At 33.5% G+C, this 16579-nt stretch carries 18 protein-coding genes; 5 read left to right on the forward strand and 13 right to left on the reverse strand.

The window, feature by feature from the left end; translation table 11 throughout:
* Positions 1 to 364 precede the first annotated feature (364 nt).
* Together AC23MC_RS06750 and AC23MC_RS06755 are read left to right on the forward strand one after the other, a co-directional pair.
* Positions 365 to 1753 (forward strand): dipeptidase, encoded by a 1389-nt coding sequence (locus tag AC23MC_RS06750; RefSeq protein ID WP_487567641.1) that lies wholly within the window; start codon positions 365 to 367, stop codon positions 1751 to 1753.
* 396 nt (positions 1754 to 2149) lie between these two features.
* Positions 2150 to 3250, forward strand: a complete 1101-nt coding sequence (locus tag AC23MC_RS06755; protein ID WP_487567642.1) for a DUF4407 domain-containing protein — start codon at positions 2150 to 2152, stop codon at positions 3248 to 3250.
* Between the two features lie 46 nt (positions 3251 to 3296).
* On the opposite strand, the gene AC23MC_RS06760 is transcribed toward AC23MC_RS06755, so the two are convergent.
* From AC23MC_RS06760 to ruvC, 7 genes are all read right to left on the reverse strand, one after another.
* Complete coding sequence (locus AC23MC_RS06760) at positions 3297 to 4028, reverse strand: PH domain-containing protein (RefSeq protein WP_487567643.1); 732 nt, start codon at positions 4026 to 4028, stop codon at positions 3297 to 3299.
* Between the two features lie 58 nt (positions 4029 to 4086).
* Complete coding sequence (locus AC23MC_RS06765; RefSeq protein ID WP_487567743.1) at positions 4087 to 4458, reverse strand: MmcQ/YjbR family DNA-binding protein; 372 nt, start codon at positions 4456 to 4458, stop codon at positions 4087 to 4089.
* A gap of 8 nt (positions 4459 to 4466) precedes the next feature.
* Positions 4467 to 5231, reverse strand: a complete 765-nt coding sequence (locus tag AC23MC_RS06770) for a cyclase family protein (protein WP_487567644.1) — start codon at positions 5229 to 5231, stop codon at positions 4467 to 4469.
* 53 nt (positions 5232 to 5284) lie between these two features.
* On the reverse strand, positions 5285 to 5662 hold the full coding sequence (locus AC23MC_RS06775) for a GxxExxY protein (RefSeq protein ID WP_487567645.1): 378 nt from the start codon (positions 5660 to 5662) through the stop codon (positions 5285 to 5287).
* A gap of 75 nt (positions 5663 to 5737) precedes the next feature.
* Positions 5738 to 6922 carry a radical SAM family heme chaperone HemW gene (gene hemW / locus AC23MC_RS06780; RefSeq protein ID WP_487567646.1) on the reverse strand — a complete coding sequence of 395 codons (1185 nt, stop codon included), beginning with the start codon at positions 6920 to 6922 and terminating at the stop codon, positions 5738 to 5740.
* Between the two features lie 96 nt (positions 6923 to 7018).
* On the reverse strand, positions 7019 to 7387 hold the full coding sequence (locus AC23MC_RS06785; protein ID WP_487567647.1) for a four helix bundle protein: 369 nt from the start codon (positions 7385 to 7387) through the stop codon (positions 7019 to 7021).
* Between the two features lie 88 nt (positions 7388 to 7475).
* Positions 7476 to 8030, reverse strand: a complete 555-nt coding sequence (gene ruvC / locus AC23MC_RS06790) for a crossover junction endodeoxyribonuclease RuvC (RefSeq protein WP_487567648.1) — start codon at positions 8028 to 8030, stop codon at positions 7476 to 7478.
* A gap of 90 nt (positions 8031 to 8120) precedes the next feature.
* On the opposite strand from ruvC, the gene AC23MC_RS06795 reads away from it, so the two are divergent.
* Both AC23MC_RS06795 and AC23MC_RS06800 read left to right on the forward strand, forming a co-directional pair.
* Positions 8121 to 9038, forward strand: coding sequence for a lysylphosphatidylglycerol synthase domain-containing protein (locus AC23MC_RS06795; protein WP_487567649.1), 918 nt, complete (start codon positions 8121 to 8123; stop codon positions 9036 to 9038).
* On the forward strand, positions 9035 to 10126 hold the full coding sequence (locus AC23MC_RS06800; RefSeq protein ID WP_487567650.1) for a glycosyltransferase: 1092 nt from the start codon (positions 9035 to 9037) through the stop codon (positions 10124 to 10126). Before AC23MC_RS06795 ends, AC23MC_RS06800 begins: the two co-directional genes overlap by 4 nt.
* On the opposite strand, the gene AC23MC_RS06805 is transcribed toward AC23MC_RS06800, so the two are convergent.
* Genes AC23MC_RS06805 through AC23MC_RS06820 form a run of 4 tightly spaced genes read right to left on the reverse strand, consistent with a single transcriptional unit; the run spans position 10123 to position 13735 of the window.
* Positions 10123 to 10599, reverse strand: coding sequence for a hypothetical protein (locus AC23MC_RS06805; RefSeq protein ID WP_487567651.1), 477 nt, complete (start codon positions 10597 to 10599; stop codon positions 10123 to 10125). The two genes, AC23MC_RS06800 and AC23MC_RS06805, sit on opposite strands and share 4 nt — an antisense overlap.
* A 49-nt stretch (positions 10600 to 10648) precedes the next feature.
* The gene (locus AC23MC_RS06810; RefSeq protein WP_487567652.1) at positions 10649 to 11791 is read right to left on the reverse strand and encodes a tetratricopeptide repeat protein; all 1143 of its coding nucleotides are present in this window, start codon (positions 11789 to 11791) and stop codon (positions 10649 to 10651) included.
* Entirely contained in the window at positions 11775 to 13370 is a 1596-nt protein-coding gene (locus AC23MC_RS06815; RefSeq protein WP_487567653.1) for an energy transducer TonB, read from the reverse strand. The genes AC23MC_RS06810 and AC23MC_RS06815 overlap by 17 nt, the downstream gene beginning before the upstream one ends.
* Positions 13371 to 13372: 2 nt before the next feature.
* Positions 13373 to 13735: a BlaI/MecI/CopY family transcriptional regulator gene (locus AC23MC_RS06820; RefSeq protein ID WP_487567654.1), complete on the reverse strand. Its 363-nt coding sequence runs from the start codon at positions 13733 to 13735 to the stop codon at positions 13373 to 13375.
* Between the two features lie 110 nt (positions 13736 to 13845).
* On the opposite strand from AC23MC_RS06820, the gene AC23MC_RS06825 reads away from it, so the two are divergent.
* Positions 13846 to 14346 (forward strand): DUF456 domain-containing protein, encoded by a 501-nt coding sequence (locus AC23MC_RS06825; protein ID WP_487567655.1) that lies wholly within the window; start codon positions 13846 to 13848, stop codon positions 14344 to 14346.
* Positions 14347 to 14506: 160 nt separating this feature from the next.
* Here AC23MC_RS06825 and AC23MC_RS06830 read toward each other — a convergent pair whose 3' ends face one another.
* Positions 14507 to 15709: a BaiN/RdsA family NAD(P)/FAD-dependent oxidoreductase gene (locus tag AC23MC_RS06830; protein ID WP_487567656.1), complete on the reverse strand. Its 1203-nt coding sequence runs from the start codon at positions 15707 to 15709 to the stop codon at positions 14507 to 14509.
* Positions 15709 to 16395, reverse strand: coding sequence for a glycerophosphodiester phosphodiesterase (locus AC23MC_RS06835; protein ID WP_487570638.1), 687 nt, complete (start codon positions 16393 to 16395; stop codon positions 15709 to 15711). The genes AC23MC_RS06830 and AC23MC_RS06835 overlap by 1 nt, the downstream gene beginning before the upstream one ends.
* Positions 16396 to 16579 lie beyond the last annotated feature (184 nt).

Raw genomic sequence — 16579 nt, forward strand, 5'->3', positions numbered from 1 at the left:
TTCGTGCAATCCGTGTCAAATAAACCTCACCCCAACCCATCTCCAAAGGAGAGGGGTGCAAATGATGAAGTAAAATTATGAGATTTCTATTTTTTAAGTTTTACAGGATTTGTGAAATTTTTTAATCCGTGACAATTCGTGCAATCCGTGTCAAATAAACCTCACCCCAACCCATCTCCAAAGGAGAGGGGTGCAAATGATGAAGTAAAATTGTGAGATTTCTATTTTTTAAGTTTTAAAGGATTTGTGAAATTTTTTAATCCGTGACAATTCGTGTAATCCGTGTCAAAGAAGAATCTAAAAATTTATCCAATTGGAATTTGTAATTTCAATTTGTATCTTTGATTTTATTATATATTTTACTATGAACAACATAAAAAACTACGTTCAACAAAACAAAGAACGATTCATTAACGAACTCATCGAATTACTTAAAATACCTTCTGTAAGTGCCGATTCCGCTTATTCACAAGATGTTATCAATACAGCCGAAGCCGTAAAAACCAGCCTCGAAAAAGCCGGCTGCGATTTCGTAGAACTGTGTGAAACCCCCGGATACCCAATTGTTTACGGAGAAAAAATCATCGACAAGAATTTACCAACCGTTTTGGTTTACGGACATTACGATGTTCAACCGCCCGATCCAATGGAATTATGGACTTCACCACCGTTTGAACCGGTTATCAAAACCACAGAGATTCACCCCGAAGGTGCCATTTTTGCCCGTGGTTCTTGCGATGACAAAGGTCAAATGTATATGCACGTGAAAGCATTTGAATATATGATTGCCAACAATTGCTTACCTTGCAACGTTAAATTTATGATTGAAGGCGAGGAGGAAGTAGGTTCAAAAAGCCTTAGCTGGTTCGTAGAACGCAATCAAGAAAAATTGGCCAACGACGTAATTTTGATTTCCGATACCGGAATGATTTCCAACCAACAACCTTCCATTACCACCGGATTACGCGGATTGAGTTATGTTGAAGTCGAAGTGACCGGACCCAACCGCGACTTGCATTCCGGACTTTACGGCGGTGCGGTTGCCAACCCAATCAATGTTTTGACCAAAATGATTGCGTCACTTCATGATGAAAATAATCACATCACCATACCTGGTTTTTACGATAAAGTAGAAGAATTATCCTTGGAAGAAAGAGCCGAAATGGCCAAAGCTCCGTTCTCGCTCGATAACTATAAAAAATCAATAGATATCAATGATATTCATGGCGAAGCTGGATATACCACAAACGAACGCAACTCCATCCGTCCAACGTTAGACGTCAACGGAATCTGGGGCGGCTACACTGGCGAAGGTGCCAAAACAGTAATCGCCAGCAAAGCTTTTGCCAAAATTTCAATGCGATTAGTGCCAAACCAAGATTGGCAAGAAATCACCGAATTGTTCAAAAATCACTTTGAAAGCATCGCTCCAAAATCGGTAAAAGTAAAAGTGACGCCACACCACGGCGGTCAAGGTTATGTAACGCCAATCGACAGCATCGGTTATCAAGCGGCCAACAAAGCCTATACCGAAACTTTCGGAGTACCTGCTATTCCTGTGCGTTCCGGCGGAAGTATTCCAATTGTCGCTCTGTTCGAAAAAGAATTGAAATCCAAAACCATCCTCATGGGATTTGGTCTCGACAGCGATGCCATTCACTCGCCAAACGAACATTTCGGAATTTTCAATTACTTAAAAGGAATCGAAACCATTCCGTTGTTTTACAAGTATTTCGTGGAGTTGAGTAAATAGCATCACGCTTTTTTTAACAAAATAGATATTTGCGTCTTTGCGACTTTGCGTGAAATAATCTCGCAAAGTCGCAAAGACGCAAAACATTAAAACCGCTAATTCATTAGAGTAAGCGGATTTTTTTTGGCCCCATTTCGGGCTGTTCGCTGCAAGTCCTCACAAAAAATGCCATTTTCTACAACCCAAAAAGAGCTTCCGTTGGTCGCTTTTTTGGCTCGAGAAAATTGGCATTTTTTTGTTCCGGGCTTTTCGCTGCCATCCCGGGTGCAATCTGTGCAATCAACCCATTTCTTAAAACAAATTCCACTAATCACCAATTTTTCAACAAATTACAACAATTTGAAACTTTTGGCGTTAAATTTGTACTAATCAATCATCAATCAAAAATCAATCATCATGCTTAAAAAATTCTTCCTACTCTGTTCGGGTTCCGACAAGCAAATCATCGAAAGTTGTTCCAATGGCGAACAAAACAAATATGCCGGAATTGGTGCCACGGTTTTCTTTACGGCAGTTATGGCTTTTATTGCCGGCAGTTATGCACTTTACACCGTTTTTGATAACGTTTACACCGCTGTATTTTTTGGTTTCGTTTGGGGTTTACTCATTTTCAACCTCGACCGTTTTATTGTTTCCACCATCAAAAAAAGAGACAGTTTTCTGGACGAATTGATTCAAGCTTCACCCCGAATTGTGTTGGCGGTTATCATAGCCATTGTCATTTCAAAACCATTGGAAATCAAAATTTTTGAAAAAGAAATTAATACCGTTTTGTTGAAAGAAAAAAACGAAATGGCAATGAATAATAAAAAGCAAGTCGCCAATTATTTTCAGTCTGACGTTGATCAAAACAAAGCTCAAATCGATAGTTTAAAATCAGACATCTTAAAAAAAGAAAAAGAAGTCAACGATTTATATTCCGTTTTCATCACCGAAGCAGAAGGAACTGCCGGCACAAAAAAACTCGGTAAAGGTCCGGTTTACAAAGAAAAACGTGAAAAACACGATGCTGCTTTACAGGAATTAGCAGCTTTAAAAGCTACTAATCAAACAAAAATTACTGAATTGGAAGCAAAAGGTAAAACGCTTCAAACCGATTTAGATAAAAAAGTAGCCGAAACGCAACCTATCATTGATGGTTTTGATGGATTAATGGCTCGCATCAATGCCCTAGGAGATTTACCCTGGTTGCCGTCGTTTTTTATAATGTTACTTTTCTTAGCCATTGAAACTTCACCCATTATTGCCAAATTATTATCACCCAAAGGTGAATATGATTTTAAACAGGAAGAAGGAGAATTGGCGGTAAAAAACGTTTTAGCCCAAAATAAATACCAAAGTGATTTGCAAAAACAAACCGATGCATCTATTTACGATAAAGTTTATGCAGACATTCGGGAAGACAAAGGCTTATACGATTACAAGAAAAAAAGAGCTATCGAATTGTTAGAGTTGCAAGCCGATGGTTTCGTGGAGAAGCAGAAGAAATCACTTTAGTTTTAAAATAAATCCTTCCAGAGTTTTAAACGCTGGAAGGGTTATATTACATATAGCTCAAAATTTCTTTTTTAAAATTATCGTATTCGCCTTGTAAAATTAATCCGTTATCGAGCAGTTTTTTGTAGTTCTGTAATTTTTCAAATAATTCATCTTGAGACAGTTCACTCAATTTTCTCTCTGGAGTTGAGCTTGAAGAGGGAGTTTCTGTTTTAGGTTGTTCATAAGTGGTGTAATTGGAAACCGGAACAATCTCTGCAAAGTTAGTTACTTCTTCCGTTTCAATTTCTTCAATTTCAATGGTCGGCTGAACCGGAATTTCTTCATTCAAAATCTCATCTGTCACAATTTCTTCTTGCGAAACAAAAGAATTGACATTGTTGTTTTTCAATAAATCCAATTGTTCTTTTGCAAAAGTATATAGTTTTCGGGCTTGGGTTTTAGGTAAATAATCAACTGTATGCGTTAAATCCGATTTGGTGGTAAAAGTGAACTCGGCACCCAAAATTCCTTCTTTCACAAAACTAGCCGAAATATCATCCCAATCATAATCAATAAATTCCATTGATAAACCCAAATTTTTTGGTTTGCATAGTAAAATTCTTTTGTTGGTAACCACAATACTGTCGGGAAGAATCGTAACAGCAGGCTTTTTTTGAACGGCGATGTAGCCAATTTCTTCGTTCGTCATCAAGAGATTATGCAACTTAGCTGTAATCTTTTCGATAGCTTTTGGGTCTTGATCTTCGTTTAATATTTTCTTTAAATTTTCTATCATGGCTGTGTTGCTTTTTATATTTTGGTTGGTAAGAACTAATTTAGCACAAAAATACTACCTAATTTTCTAATTCAAGAATTTCATTTTGAATTTTCTTCGTCAAACTTTTGAAAACCAATTCATACGAATGGTTAATCAATTCCCGCATCATTTTGTCATCCACATCACTGTGAAAAGCAATTGTGTTCCAATGCACTTTACTCATGTGATAGCCCGGATTAATCGCATCGTATTCGGCACGAAGTTCCAATGCTTTTTCAGGATCACATTTCAGGTTTAAGGAAGGAGTTCTACTTTCCCAATCTTTTAAAGAAGTGAGACAGAACATTTTTCCGCCGACTTTAAAAACTAAGGTATCTTCATCGAAGGGGAAATGTTCGGTGACGCCTTTTTTGGACTGACAAAATTCGTAGAGTTGTTCAATATTCATCATTTAAATTATAAAATTTGAAATAGAATTGGTTTAGACGGCGAAGCATCATTTTCAAACGAAGCAATCTGCAAATTCAATAAATAAAAACCATCTTTTACATCCTCATCAACAAAAATCAATTCCGTAATTGTTGCATTTTTTCGTGCATCTTCATTTAAATTATTCACGTCTTTCACATTCCAAAAGCCTTTGTGAGCTAATAATTTGCCTTCGTCCTTTTCTTTGTCAACACTTGGCAAATCAATAAGAAGATGCTGAATACCTTCTTCGCGAATAAAAATAGCTGCATCTTCGTGTAAATAAGGCGGATTGGTATTCGAATAATTCTTGGTTTTTTTTTCGTTTAAATTGGGTAAGGTGCGAATCACAATCGCTTCGGGATTTGAATTACCTAAAGCTTTTTCCACTTGATTTTTCGTAATCACAAAATCATCTCCTTGTTTTTCAGATTGAATAGAAATCAGTTGAGCCGTAAAGAAAAATGTTTTCAGTGCTTGATTGATGCTGAAAAATTCCTTCGTAATATGTCCCAAACATTCAGTATGCGTTCCATGTCCGTGCGGATTGAAAAAGATGTTGTTGAAATTAGTTGTTGCTCCGCCTTTCACACTTCCCACCCAAGAGCCAAAACGAACGGGTTCAATTTGTGGTTTTTCAATGTACCAAGCAATCGGATTGTTTTCAGTATTGGATAATGGAAGTGAAATATCAATTGGTTTTGATAAATCTACTTGAAAGGTTTTGTTTTGGTGCGTGATTATTGCTTTCATATTTTTGTTTAACCGCAAAGGTCGCAGAGTTTTAAGCAGAGTTCGCAAAGAGATTATAAGTTGTTAGCAATACGTTTAATACCATTTTTAATTAAAGCGACATTGAAATTTAATAGTAATCCCAATTTACAGTTTGTCAATTTTAAATAGGTTAATAATTGTGCAAAATGGACATCATTTAATGATTCCACAGACTTTATTTCTAAAATTAATTTATTTTCAATGATTAAATCGATTCTATATCCAATCTCTAATTTCACTTCTTCATAAATAAGTGGTAAAGCTTTTTGTTTCTCAATTTTTAGTCCAGTTTTGTTTAGTTCATAAAATAGACATTCTTCATAAGCACTTTCCAATAAGCCTGGACCAAGACTGTTATGTACTTTAAAAGCACAATTAACCACAATTTTTGATAATTCATTTTCTGTCATACTAATTTTTTTTGGCGTTTATTTATTCCTTAACTCTCCGTCCTTTGCGTAAACCTTTGCGACCTTTGCGGTTAATTACTCCAAATTTAATAAAAATAAGTCTGATGCAATTCCATCACTTAAAAACTTTCCTTTTCGTGTGGTTCGCAAAATGTTTTCATCTACAAAAAGCAAATGATCTTCGATGTATTTGGCAGCTTGTTGGTTGAGGTAATCTAAATAGGTTTGACCAAATTCAGTATGAATTCTATCTAAGGAAATTCCCCAAATCGTTCGCAATCCCGTCATCACATATTCGTTATATCGATCGGTTTTGGACAACGTTTCGGTTTCAATTGGCAATTTTCCTTCTTGAATTGATTTGATATATATCGTATTATTAGACACATTCCAACCTCGCTTTTCGCCATCATAACTATGAGCAGACGGACCAATTCCTATGTATTTTTTGCCCAACCAATAACTCGAATTGTTTTTAGAAAAATAGTTTTCCTTTCCAAAATTGGATAATTCGTAATGAATAAAACCGGCTTTTTCCAGTTTTTCAACTAAAATTTCAAAATGTTCCTGAGCTACTTCGTCTTCCGGTGCAGAAATAATTCCTTTTTGAATAAACGAATGCAAAGCGGTTTTTGGTTCAACTGTCAACGCATAACTCGAAATATGCGGAATGCCAAAAGACAAAGCAGTGTCAATATTTTGAATCCATTTTTCATTGCTCATCCCCGGAATTCCATAAATTAAATCGAGGGAAATGTTGTCGAAATGTTTGGATGCTTCTTCTAAACAATTTTTGGCTTCATTGGCATTATGAGCACGATTCATCATCTTTAAATCGTCTTCAAAAAAGGATTGAATGCCGATGGAGAGACGGTTAATTCCGATTACTTTTAGTTCCTCAAAGAGATTGCTTCGCCAGTTCGCTATTGCTCGTGTTCTCGTTCCTCGGAATGACAAATCGGAGGATAAATCGTCAGGATTTGCTTCAACAGTAATTTCAGGGTTTTCAACAACGTTGTAATTCGCATAAACTGCATCAATCAACAACCTCAAATCTTCAATCGCTAAAACTGATGGTGTTCCTCCACCAAAATAAATGGTTTCAACAACATCATTTTTGAATTCTTCTTTTCGCAACTGAATTTCTTTCGCTAAAGCCAGAACCATCTCGTCTTTCTTCTTCATTGAAGTTGAAAAATGAAAGTCACAGTAGTGGCAAGCTTGTTTGCAGAAGGGGATATGTATATAAATTCCGGACATTTTAAGTGTTCAGTGTTCAGTTTTAAGTGTTCAGTATTTAGTTCTCAGGTTTCAGTATTCAGTTATCAATGACTACTAAAATCTGATAACTGGCAATTATTTTTTAACTCCAAATTTTTCAGGATTTAACATCATATAGTTTATCAACTTTCCAACTTCCAAACTAAAGTTTGTTAGTACATTAAATTTTTCTTCGGAAATATAATTACAAGCAAAACAGAACTCTAGCCATCCTTGTGTTTCAGAGTTTTCTGCATCGGCATCAGTTAATTTGCTATGGAAGTGTTTCGGATATTCTCTTTTTCTATAAGCTTCCGCAATTGTTATTGAAACACTTCTTGAGCTTCGCCTGATTTGATCGGTCAAAGAATAAATCTCTTCTTTTGGAAATGATTTTGATAATTCAAAAATGTTCATTGCTAAAGATAATGATTTTTTATAGGCTAATAAATCTTGAAATTTCATATATTTTGAATGGTTTATAATTATAAATTTTTTATGAAAGTATAACGATGCTGGGATTCACTGATCACTAAAAACTGACCACTGACCACTATTTCTTCACTCGACTCTCATTATTTTTCACAAACGCATCCCATCCAGAATAGCTAGTATTACCAACAATTTTTCCTGAATTAAAAAAATGACAAACCGCTGCCGCCAAACCATCGGTAGAATCTAAGTTTTTGGGTAATTCTTTCAAACCTAATAACTGTTGCAGCATTTTGGCCACTTGTTCTTTACTTGCATTTCCGTTGCCGGTGATGGCCATTTTTATCTTTTTTGGTTCATATTCGGTAATCGGGATTTGTCGTGATAATCCTGCCGCCATTGCGACACCTTGAGCTCTTCCGAGTTTGAGCATCGATTGTACGTTCTTGCCAAAAAACGGAGCTTCAATCGCAATTTCGTCAGGATGATGAGTTTCAATCAATTCGATGGTTCGTTCAAAAATCACTTTTAACTTGGTGTAATGGTCGTCGTATTTACTCAAAATCAATTCGTTCAACTGAATGAATTCCATTTTTTTGTTCACGACTTTAATTAAACCAAATCCCATAATGGTAGTTCCGGGGTCGATGCCTAAGATGATGCGTTCGTTTGCCAATCTTTTTTGTTTAAAATTTAATGTTTCAAGTTTAAAGTTTGTTTCTTTGTGTTGATGAATTCAATTCCTTACAAAGCTAAACAATTCCTCTTGGTTCTCCTCAAACTTTTAATCGTTTGTGGTGCTGTAGCATTTTTATATAGTCAACTAAAAACCAAAGACTTGTCCGATTGGCATTTGGTTTCCCAAAAATTTACTTTTCTGAGTTTTTTAGGAATTCTTTTTTTGTCATTTTTAAATTGGTTATTGGAATGTTTAAAATGGAAAAATTTAGTCTCAAGTTTTACAAAAATTAAGTTCAAACAAGCTGTCGATCAAACATTGGGTTCATTAACCGCTTCTATTTTTACACCCAATCGAATAGGAGAATATATAGCAAAAGGCATGTATTATTCTAAAGAAAAAACAAAAAAGATCATTTTTTTAAATTTTTTAGGGAACAGTGTACAAATGATTGTAACCGTTTTTTTTGGACTAATTGGATGTGTTTTTTTCTTTATTTTGTCGCCCAATCTTTTTGATGAAAATTATTTTACTTCCGGTTTTTTATTTTGGCTTCCGGTTATTTTTGCTTTCGGACTTGTTTTAGGTTTGATTTATTTTAAAAAATGGAAATTTTATGGCTATTCAATCGATAATCTAATTGGAAAAATTCACCTATTTCCCTCCAGAAAACATTTTGCTAATATTCAGTATTCTATTTTTCGGTACCTGGTTTTTTCTCACCAATTTTATTTTTTATTAGTACTGTTTCAAGTCGATTTGCCATATCCGGATGCAATTTTGACAATTTTTACAATGTATTTTTTGGCTTCTATAGTTCCGAGTATTCATGTAATGGATGTAGTTATAAAAGGTAGTGTAGCCGTCTTTTTATTTGATAAACTAGGAGTAAACCAATGGGCGATAGTTTCAATAACTACTATAATGTGGATTTTAAATTTAGTTATTCCGGTGCTAATTGGAAGTCTTTTTGTAATGAAGTTTAAACCAAAATTGCAATTATGATTTACCTACTAATTTTAGTGATTTCGGTTTATGTTTTTTTGATGATTTTCTTTTGGATGGGATTTAAAAATGTGCCAAAATCAAATGAAAATTCATCTACAGAAAAACTTTCTTTTTCCATAGTTATTCCTTTTCGAAATGAAGCTGAAAATCTTCCCATTCTTCTAAAATCTATCGAAAATTTAAATTATCCGATTGAGAATTTTGAAGTGATTTTGGTAGATGATGAGTCGGTGGATGGTTTTCGGGTTGCGAGTTGCGGGTTTCGGGTTTTGACTGTTGTAAATGAACGACTAACAAATTCGCCAAAAAAAGATGCCATTCAAACAGCAATAAAAAATTCAAAATTTGATTGGATTATAACCACTGATGCCGATTGTATAGTTCCTGAAAACTGGCTTTTAGATTTAAATAATTACATATTAAACACCAAAAAACAAATGGTTTGCGGACCGGTTTTTTTTCTAAATAAGTCCGGTTTTTTATTCGATTTTCAGCAAATTGAAATGATTAGTTTGCAAGCAGTCACGATAGGAAGTTTTGATTTCAACTTGGCTTTTATGTGCAACGGAGCCAATTTTGCCTATTCCAAAAATTTCTTTCATCAACTAAACGGTTTTGATGGAAATAATGAAATTGCCAGTGGGGACGATGTGTTTTTATTGCAAAAAGCAGTTCATAATTTTCCAGATAAAGTTGGATTTTTAATAAAGCAAGATTTTCAAGTTATAACCAATTCTGCAGAAAGCTGGTCTCAACTTTTTCAGCAACGCGTGCGATGGGCTGGAAAATCAAAAGCATATTCTTCCAGTTTTGGTAAATTTGTTGCTTTAACAGTTTTCTTAGCCAATTTAGCTTTTATCATTTCCTTAATTCTCCTCTTCTTCGGATTTTTTGAAATGATAATTTTACTTCTTATAAAAGTTATTTTCGATTTACTATTAGCCAATCAAACCGCACGATTTTATCAGATAAAAATAAAAAACACATTGTTAACGGCTTTATTTTATCCTTTTTTCAGTTCGGCCGTAGCATTTTATTCCTTATTTGGAAAGTATGAATGGAAGGGGAGAAGTTTTAAATCTTAATCTGTTTTTAAAACAACTGGCAAAATAAATTGAGTTTTCACCGGAATTCCTTCTTTTTGTGCAGGTTCAATTTTAGGAAAATCGGTTAATCTTGCTTTGATAATACTATCAGTTTTTTGCTTATCGTAAGCTAAACTATCAGTTGGAAAAAGCGGTTCAAACGTGATTTTAGAATCCGGAAAAACAGTCACTCTTACCTCAATAGTATCTAATATTTTTGTGTTGGTTAGCAATGAATCCGGAGCAATTTTCTGGTGAATGATTTCTGTCAAGTATTTAAAGAAGCACTCTTTTTGTAATTCTTTATCCAAAATACTATCGCATTCCGCTACCGACGGATAAACGGTAACTTCGTTCCAATTGATTTCCTTCAATCTTTTTTGTAATAATTCATCCTCCGAAGGCACACGCTTTTCGAAGTATTGGCACGAAACCAAAATTGAAATGAGGAGTAAAAAACAAAAGTATTTCAAGTCAAATAATTAAAGACAATTTGTTCAAAATTACAATTATTTTTAAAAATCAACCTTTTAAATGAATTTCTTTTTTAATTGCTTTGATTCGATAATCGATATAGGAAAGTTTTTCGCTGTCCATATCAGGAAATTTAGCTTTCAAATTTTCGAATGTTTTGAGTTTTATAGCCAAATCTTTTAAAGTTTCATCGGTAATAATCGCAATTTGATAATGAGCTTCCAGATATTCCGGTTGTTCCTGAATTGTTTTTTTGTAAAACGTTAATGCTTTAGTCAAATTTCCATTTTCTTGATTAAAAAGAGCAATTGAAAAATATTCATTTTCAAATGTCGCCGTTTTCAATTCTTTAGAAATCATAAAATGTTTTTCTGCTTTTTTCAGATTTTTTAAATAGCCGTAATTTAATCCGATATTATAATGAAAATCAGGATTGTCAATTTCTTCAAATTGAATCATCATTGCTTCGTAAGCATCAATTGATTTTTGATATTCTTTTAATTTCAGTAAACAAAGAGCTATTTTTTCATAGACAAATTGTTCTTTAAAATTTAATTCAATCAAATACTCAAATGCTTTTTTGGCATTCTTAAAATCAGATTTTCCATAAAGACATTGTGCTTTTAATGACAGAAAATCAGTATTTTCCTGTTGTTGTTTTAGTATTTTGTCAATAATTAGCGTTGCTTTTTCCCATCGTTCTGCTCGCATTTCAAACAAGGCTACTTTGTAATTGCTTTTTAAATGAAAATCATCCAATTCAATTACTTTTTGAAAAGTTTTTAATGCTTCAATAATTTTTAAATCTTGTTCATAGGCTAATCCTAAATAATAAAAGTAGGTTGGATTTTCGTTTTCCTTGGTTAGTTTTTCAAAAGTTGCTATCGCTTTTTTTGTTTCTTTAAGATGTAACAAAGTCTTTCCATACATAAAATTTGCCGAAGAATTTAAACTATCAATAGCGATAAATTTTTCTAAATGTTTTAAAGTATTTATAAAATCACCATTAGCTTCATGCACTTTGGCAATTTTAAATTCCTTTATATTTTCTTTGGAAAGCGAATAGTTTTCAATGGCTTTGTTATAAAAACCAGCGGCAAACAAATTATCGCCAGTTTCTATGTGTTGAGCGTTAAGATTAACAAATAGAATGTAAAATAGAACTAGAATAATGTTATTTCTTTTTAGCATCTTCTTTATCATCAAGTTTAAAAGTGATTGGAATAGACATTGACATATTTACTTCTTTTCTTTGATGAACTGCCGGTTTTAGTTTTGGCATTTTCATCATTAATTCATAAACACTTTTTTCTAAAATTTCTTCTGAAGCTCGAATGGCTTTGATAACAACTGCTCCATCTTTTTTAATAATAAAGCTGACAAAAACTTTACCGGAAATATTTTTTTCAATTGCTTCTTCAGGATAATAAAAATTTTGTTTGATATGATTTTGTAATTCATTTTGAAAGCATTCTTTCGTTTTGTCTTTTTCACAATTGTCAAAAAGTGGGACTTGGTCAACTTCTGCAAAGGGAATGGTTTCTTCATTCAAAACATCAGCCGGAACTAAATATTGATTTGTTTTTATTAATTCCGATTTTTTGTTGTTTTCAGTTTCTTGCTTTTTCCATTTAACATATTCGTCGTAACTTCTTCCTGTTTTAGTAAGGTTTGGGAACTCACTTTCTTTAATGATGCCTTTTTCGATAGATTCTTCGGCCATTAATTTCATTAACATCATAAATTTGTAATATGTTTCTTTTGATTGGATTTCATCTTCAGAAGATTTTTCTTTATCAATAAGGCGACTCAATTGCTCATAGGCTGATTCGCCTTTTGACGATTTTAGTCTTAATTCATCATAAATAAATTGCTTCATTTCATCATCATTCATTTTTTCCAGTTCTTGAGCTTGAATTTCCAACAATGATGACAGAAACAATACAAGCAGCAAACTTGGAATTAGCGATAAATACTTTAGTCCGGCCATTTTTTTAGATTTTTTGTTTAACATAATAATTCTTTTTTGTAGTAATGATTTTGTAGAAAATGAATTGGTAAAAGAAAAATTTTCTGTTCCAAAAACTTCCCGTAATAAGATTTCATATTTTTTATTTTTTTCAATACTTTGATCAGCAATAAATTCGTGAACTTCTGAACTGTATTTTTGATACAAATAAATCAACGGATTAAACCAAAGAAAAATTCTCAACAATTCAAAAAACAACAAATCATAAGAATGTTTTTGTTTAATATGAATCAATTCATGTTTTAAAATTGATGAATAGGATTCGTTTTTGACATTTTCACCAATAAAAAAACAATTCAAAAACGAAAAAGCAGCTTTCGAATCAGGAATTCTATATTCCACAAAATCTTCAGAAACAATTTTAGTGCTTTTCTGTTTTAATTGTTTTAAAAGATAAAATTTCCGCAAAAGTAATATCGCAAAAACAACGCACCCTAAAACATACAAATGTTCCAAGGAAAAGGAGAAATTTGATGGTTCTTCACTAATAATTTGAATACTATTTTCTTTCTTACTAGCCGAAGCATACAAAACAATTTCATTAATTGTTGTAGAAACCTTTTCCGAAATCGGTTTTCTAAACCAATTTATTTTTACAAAAGGAATAATAATCGAAAGAGCAGCTGTTGCCAACAAATAAACTCTATTCCATTGAAAAAAAGTTTCTCTTTTTAACAAGGTTTCATAAATCAGCAAAAAAACAAATTGACAAATGACTATTTTTAAAATAATTTCAATCATAATTATTCTTTTTTAGTATTTATTTCCTTTAAAATATCTTCTAATTCTGCCAAACTCATATCATTTTTCTTCATAAAAAAAGATACCATACTTTTAAACGATCCTTGAAAATAACCATCAACTAATTTGTTTATCGATTCGTTGCTATAATCTGTTTTCTTCACAATCGGAAAATATAAATAACCCTTTCCATCTTGTTCATGGTTCACAAAACCTTTGTTTTCTAAAATTCTAACAATGGTTGAAACCGTATTATAAGCTGGTTTTGGTTCGGGCAAATGCTCAATAATATCTTTTACAGAGGTTTTTTCTAACCTCCACAAAACTTGCATGATTTCCTCTTCGGCTTTCGTTAATTGTTTCATTTTTTGAACTAAGTTTTTAGTTGAATAAAACAAATGTACAAACTAAACCTTTAGTTTCAACTAATTTTTTAGTTTTATTTTTTAAAACAATAAATTTATACCTTTGAAACATGGATATCGCACTTTTACTCATCGCATTCATTTTAATGATAGTTGGCATTCTCGGCAGTTTTTTGCCCGTTTTGCCCGGACCGCCCATTAGTTGGGTCGGACTTTTGTTGTTGTATTTCACCAAAGCTGTACCAATGAGTTACACCGTTTTAGGCGTAACCTTATTCGTTGCACTAGTAGTCGGGATTCTCGATTACGTCATTCCCGCCAAAGGAACCAAGCGATTTGGTGGAAGCAAATATGGTATTTGGGGAACAAATATTGGTTTAGTCGTTGGCATTTTGGCACCCATTCCATTCGGATTCATCATCGGTCCTTTCGTAGGAGCTTTTGTCGGCGAAATGATCAATGACTCCAAAGATTCTCAAAAAGCATTCAAAGCTGCAACCGGCTCTTTTATTGGTTTTTTGGCTTCAACGTTTATGAAATTTGTCGTTTCGGTTGTGTTTTTCGGTTTGTTTCTCCTTAAAGTTTGGGAATACCGAAGCGAATTATTTTAATTTTTTGGGCCTTATCGGGCTTTTCTCTCCAAGTCCTCACAAAAAACACAATTTTCTATAAACCAAAAAGAGCTTCCTTTGGTCGCTTTTTTGCTTCAAGAAAATTAGTGTTTTTTTGTTCCGGGCTTTCCGTTACAATCCCGGGCAGGGGTTCAGAGCTTTAAAGGATATTTTGGCTCACAATAAACCCACTCGTCCAAGCATTTTGAAAATTGAACCCGCCCGTAATCGCATCAATATTCACAATTTCTCCTGCAAAATAAACTTTGGGAAGTAGTTTACTTTCCATTGTTTTAAAATTAATTTCCTTTAAATCAATTCCACCTGCGGTAACAAATTCTTCTTTAAACGTACTTTTTCCGTTTACTTGAAATTTTCCATTCGTCAATTGCAAGGTTAAATTTTGAAGTTGTTTTTTAGACAAATCTGCCCACTTGGTTTCCAACGAAATTTCTGAAGCCAAAACCAAACTTTCCCATAAACGATTCGGTAAATCAAATGGAGATTTTTTGGCTACGACTTTTTTCGCGTGTTCTAATTTTAAATCTTTTAACTGGTTTTCAGTTTCTTCTAAAGTTGAATCGTTGAGCCAATTGACTTCTAATATAAATTGGTAATTTTTATCAAATAATTCTCTTGCTCCCCAAGCGGAAAGTCGCAAAATTCCCGGCCCACTCATTCCCCAATGTGTGATCAAAAGCGGTCCCGAAGCCGAAAGTTTTGAGTTTTGCACTTTTACCGAAGCAAAAGCCGATAAACCCATCAAATCCTTAATTCGTTTGTCTTTAATGTTAAAAGTAAATAGGGAAGGAACCGGCGGAACAATGGAATGACCTAATTTTTCAAGCATTTCCCAAATTTTTGGATTGCTTCCGGTGGTCATCACTAAATTTTCACAACGAAAAGTTTGCTGATTGGTATCTACTTTCCAATTATCTTCGGAACGAAAAATAGATTGTACACTTTGTCCGGTTAGGATTTCAATGTTGTATTTTTTGGTTGCATTTAAAAAACAATCGATAATTGTTTGCGAAGAATCTGAAACCGGAAACATTCGTCCATCTTCTTCAATTTTCAACTCAACACCATGCTTTTCAAACCATTCAATCGTATCGCCGGAACAAAATTGATGAAAAGGACCACGTAATTCTTTTTCGCCACGCGGATAAAATTTCACTAAATCATTCGGAATAAAACAAGCATGCGTCACGTTGCATCTTCCGCCACCGGAAACACGTACTTTTGTGAGCACTTCCTTTCCACGTTCAAGAATCGCGATTTTATAATTAGGGTTTTTTTCGGCGAGGTTGATAGCGGTAAAAAAACCGGCTGCACCACCACCTACAATCAGGACATCATACATTAGTGTAATCTTTCGGGGAAATTACAAAAAATTCCATCCACACCCAATTCTGTTACAAATTTAATGTCTGAAGGTTCGTTAACGGTGTAGGTATAAATAAGAAAACCTTCGTTTTGAATTTGTTCTACGTTTCCTTTTGTCAAGGTTTTCCACCACGGATTGATGGCAACAGCTTTTAATTTTTTTCCTATCTCAATTGCATTTATAGGATTTTCTTCCGTTAGAATTGCGATAGATATTTTATCATCCAATTTTCTGAATGTTTCCAATTCATCCCATAAAAAACTAGAAATCACAAAATCGTCTTTCTTCAAGCCTTTTTGATAGTACTTTTCCAATAATTCAAAAGTCGGTTTGGCTGTATTTTTGCCTTTTAATTCAATGTTTAGTGGTACTTTTTTGTCAATCGTTTTAATAACTTCTTCTAACGTTGGAATTTGATGGTTTCCTTTCACTACCACTTTTTGTAATTCTTCAAGCGTAAAATCTTCAATCTTCCCGGAAGTATTAGTTAAACTGTCTAAAGTTTCATCATGAAAAACAACCAGCTCACCGCTTTTTATCAAAAAAACATCAATTTCAATCATATCCACATTTAACTCCAATGCTTTTTTAACGGAAGCAATCGTGTTTTCTGTTTCGTGTCCCATCGCACCTCGATGACCAATGTTGAGTGGTTTTTTCATTTTAGAGCAATTCATTAATGTCAAAGCGAAGATAACTAACAAATAGAAATTTGATTTCATTGGAAAAGATTTTCACAAAGTTTAGAAATCAATTTCACAAAGCTTATTTTTCAGCATCAAGATTAGGTTAATTTTTAGCCGCTGATTCGCTGATTTTTTCAAACTCAATCAGCGAATCAGCGGC

The organism is Flavobacterium sp. T50_26, assembly GCF_057652995.1.

Coding starts and splice junctions, on each gene's coding strand:
- hemW (WP_487567646.1), bottom strand. CDS start 6,922: ATGTCCGGAATTTATATACATATCCCCTTCTGCAAACAAGCTTGCCAC.
- AC23MC_RS06835 (WP_487570638.1), bottom strand. CDS start 16,395: ATGAAAAAACCACTCAACATTGGTCATCGAGGTGCGATGGGACACGAA.
- AC23MC_RS06785 (WP_487567647.1), bottom strand. CDS start 7,387: ATGAAATTTCAAGATTTATTAGCCTATAAAAAATCATTATCTTTAGCA.
- AC23MC_RS06810 (WP_487567652.1), bottom strand. CDS start 11,791: ATGCTAAAAAGAAATAACATTATTCTAGTTCTATTTTACATTCTATTT.
- AC23MC_RS06775 (WP_487567645.1), bottom strand. CDS start 5,662: ATGACAGAAAATGAATTATCAAAAATTGTGGTTAATTGTGCTTTTAAA.
- AC23MC_RS06755 (WP_487567642.1), top strand. CDS start 2,150: ATGCTTAAAAAATTCTTCCTACTCTGTTCGGGTTCCGACAAGCAAATC.
- AC23MC_RS06750 (WP_487567641.1), top strand. CDS start 365: ATGAACAACATAAAAAACTACGTTCAACAAAACAAAGAACGATTCATT.
- AC23MC_RS06820 (WP_487567654.1), bottom strand. CDS start 13,735: ATGAAACAATTAACGAAAGCCGAAGAGGAAATCATGCAAGTTTTGTGG.
- AC23MC_RS06770 (WP_487567644.1), bottom strand. CDS start 5,231: ATGAAAGCAATAATCACGCACCAAAACAAAACCTTTCAAGTAGATTTA.
- AC23MC_RS06815 (WP_487567653.1), bottom strand. CDS start 13,370: ATGATTGAAATTATTTTAAAAATAGTCATTTGTCAATTTGTTTTTTTG.
- AC23MC_RS06765 (WP_487567743.1), bottom strand. CDS start 4,458: ATGAATATTGAACAACTCTACGAATTTTGTCAGTCCAAAAAAGGCGTC.
- AC23MC_RS06760 (WP_487567643.1), bottom strand. CDS start 4,028: ATGATAGAAAATTTAAAGAAAATATTAAACGAAGATCAAGACCCAAAA.
- AC23MC_RS06800 (WP_487567650.1), top strand. CDS start 9,035: ATGATTTACCTACTAATTTTAGTGATTTCGGTTTATGTTTTTTTGATG.
- AC23MC_RS06825 (WP_487567655.1), top strand. CDS start 13,846: ATGGATATCGCACTTTTACTCATCGCATTCATTTTAATGATAGTTGGC.
- AC23MC_RS06830 (WP_487567656.1), bottom strand. CDS start 15,709: ATGTATGATGTCCTGATTGTAGGTGGTGGTGCAGCCGGTTTTTTTACC.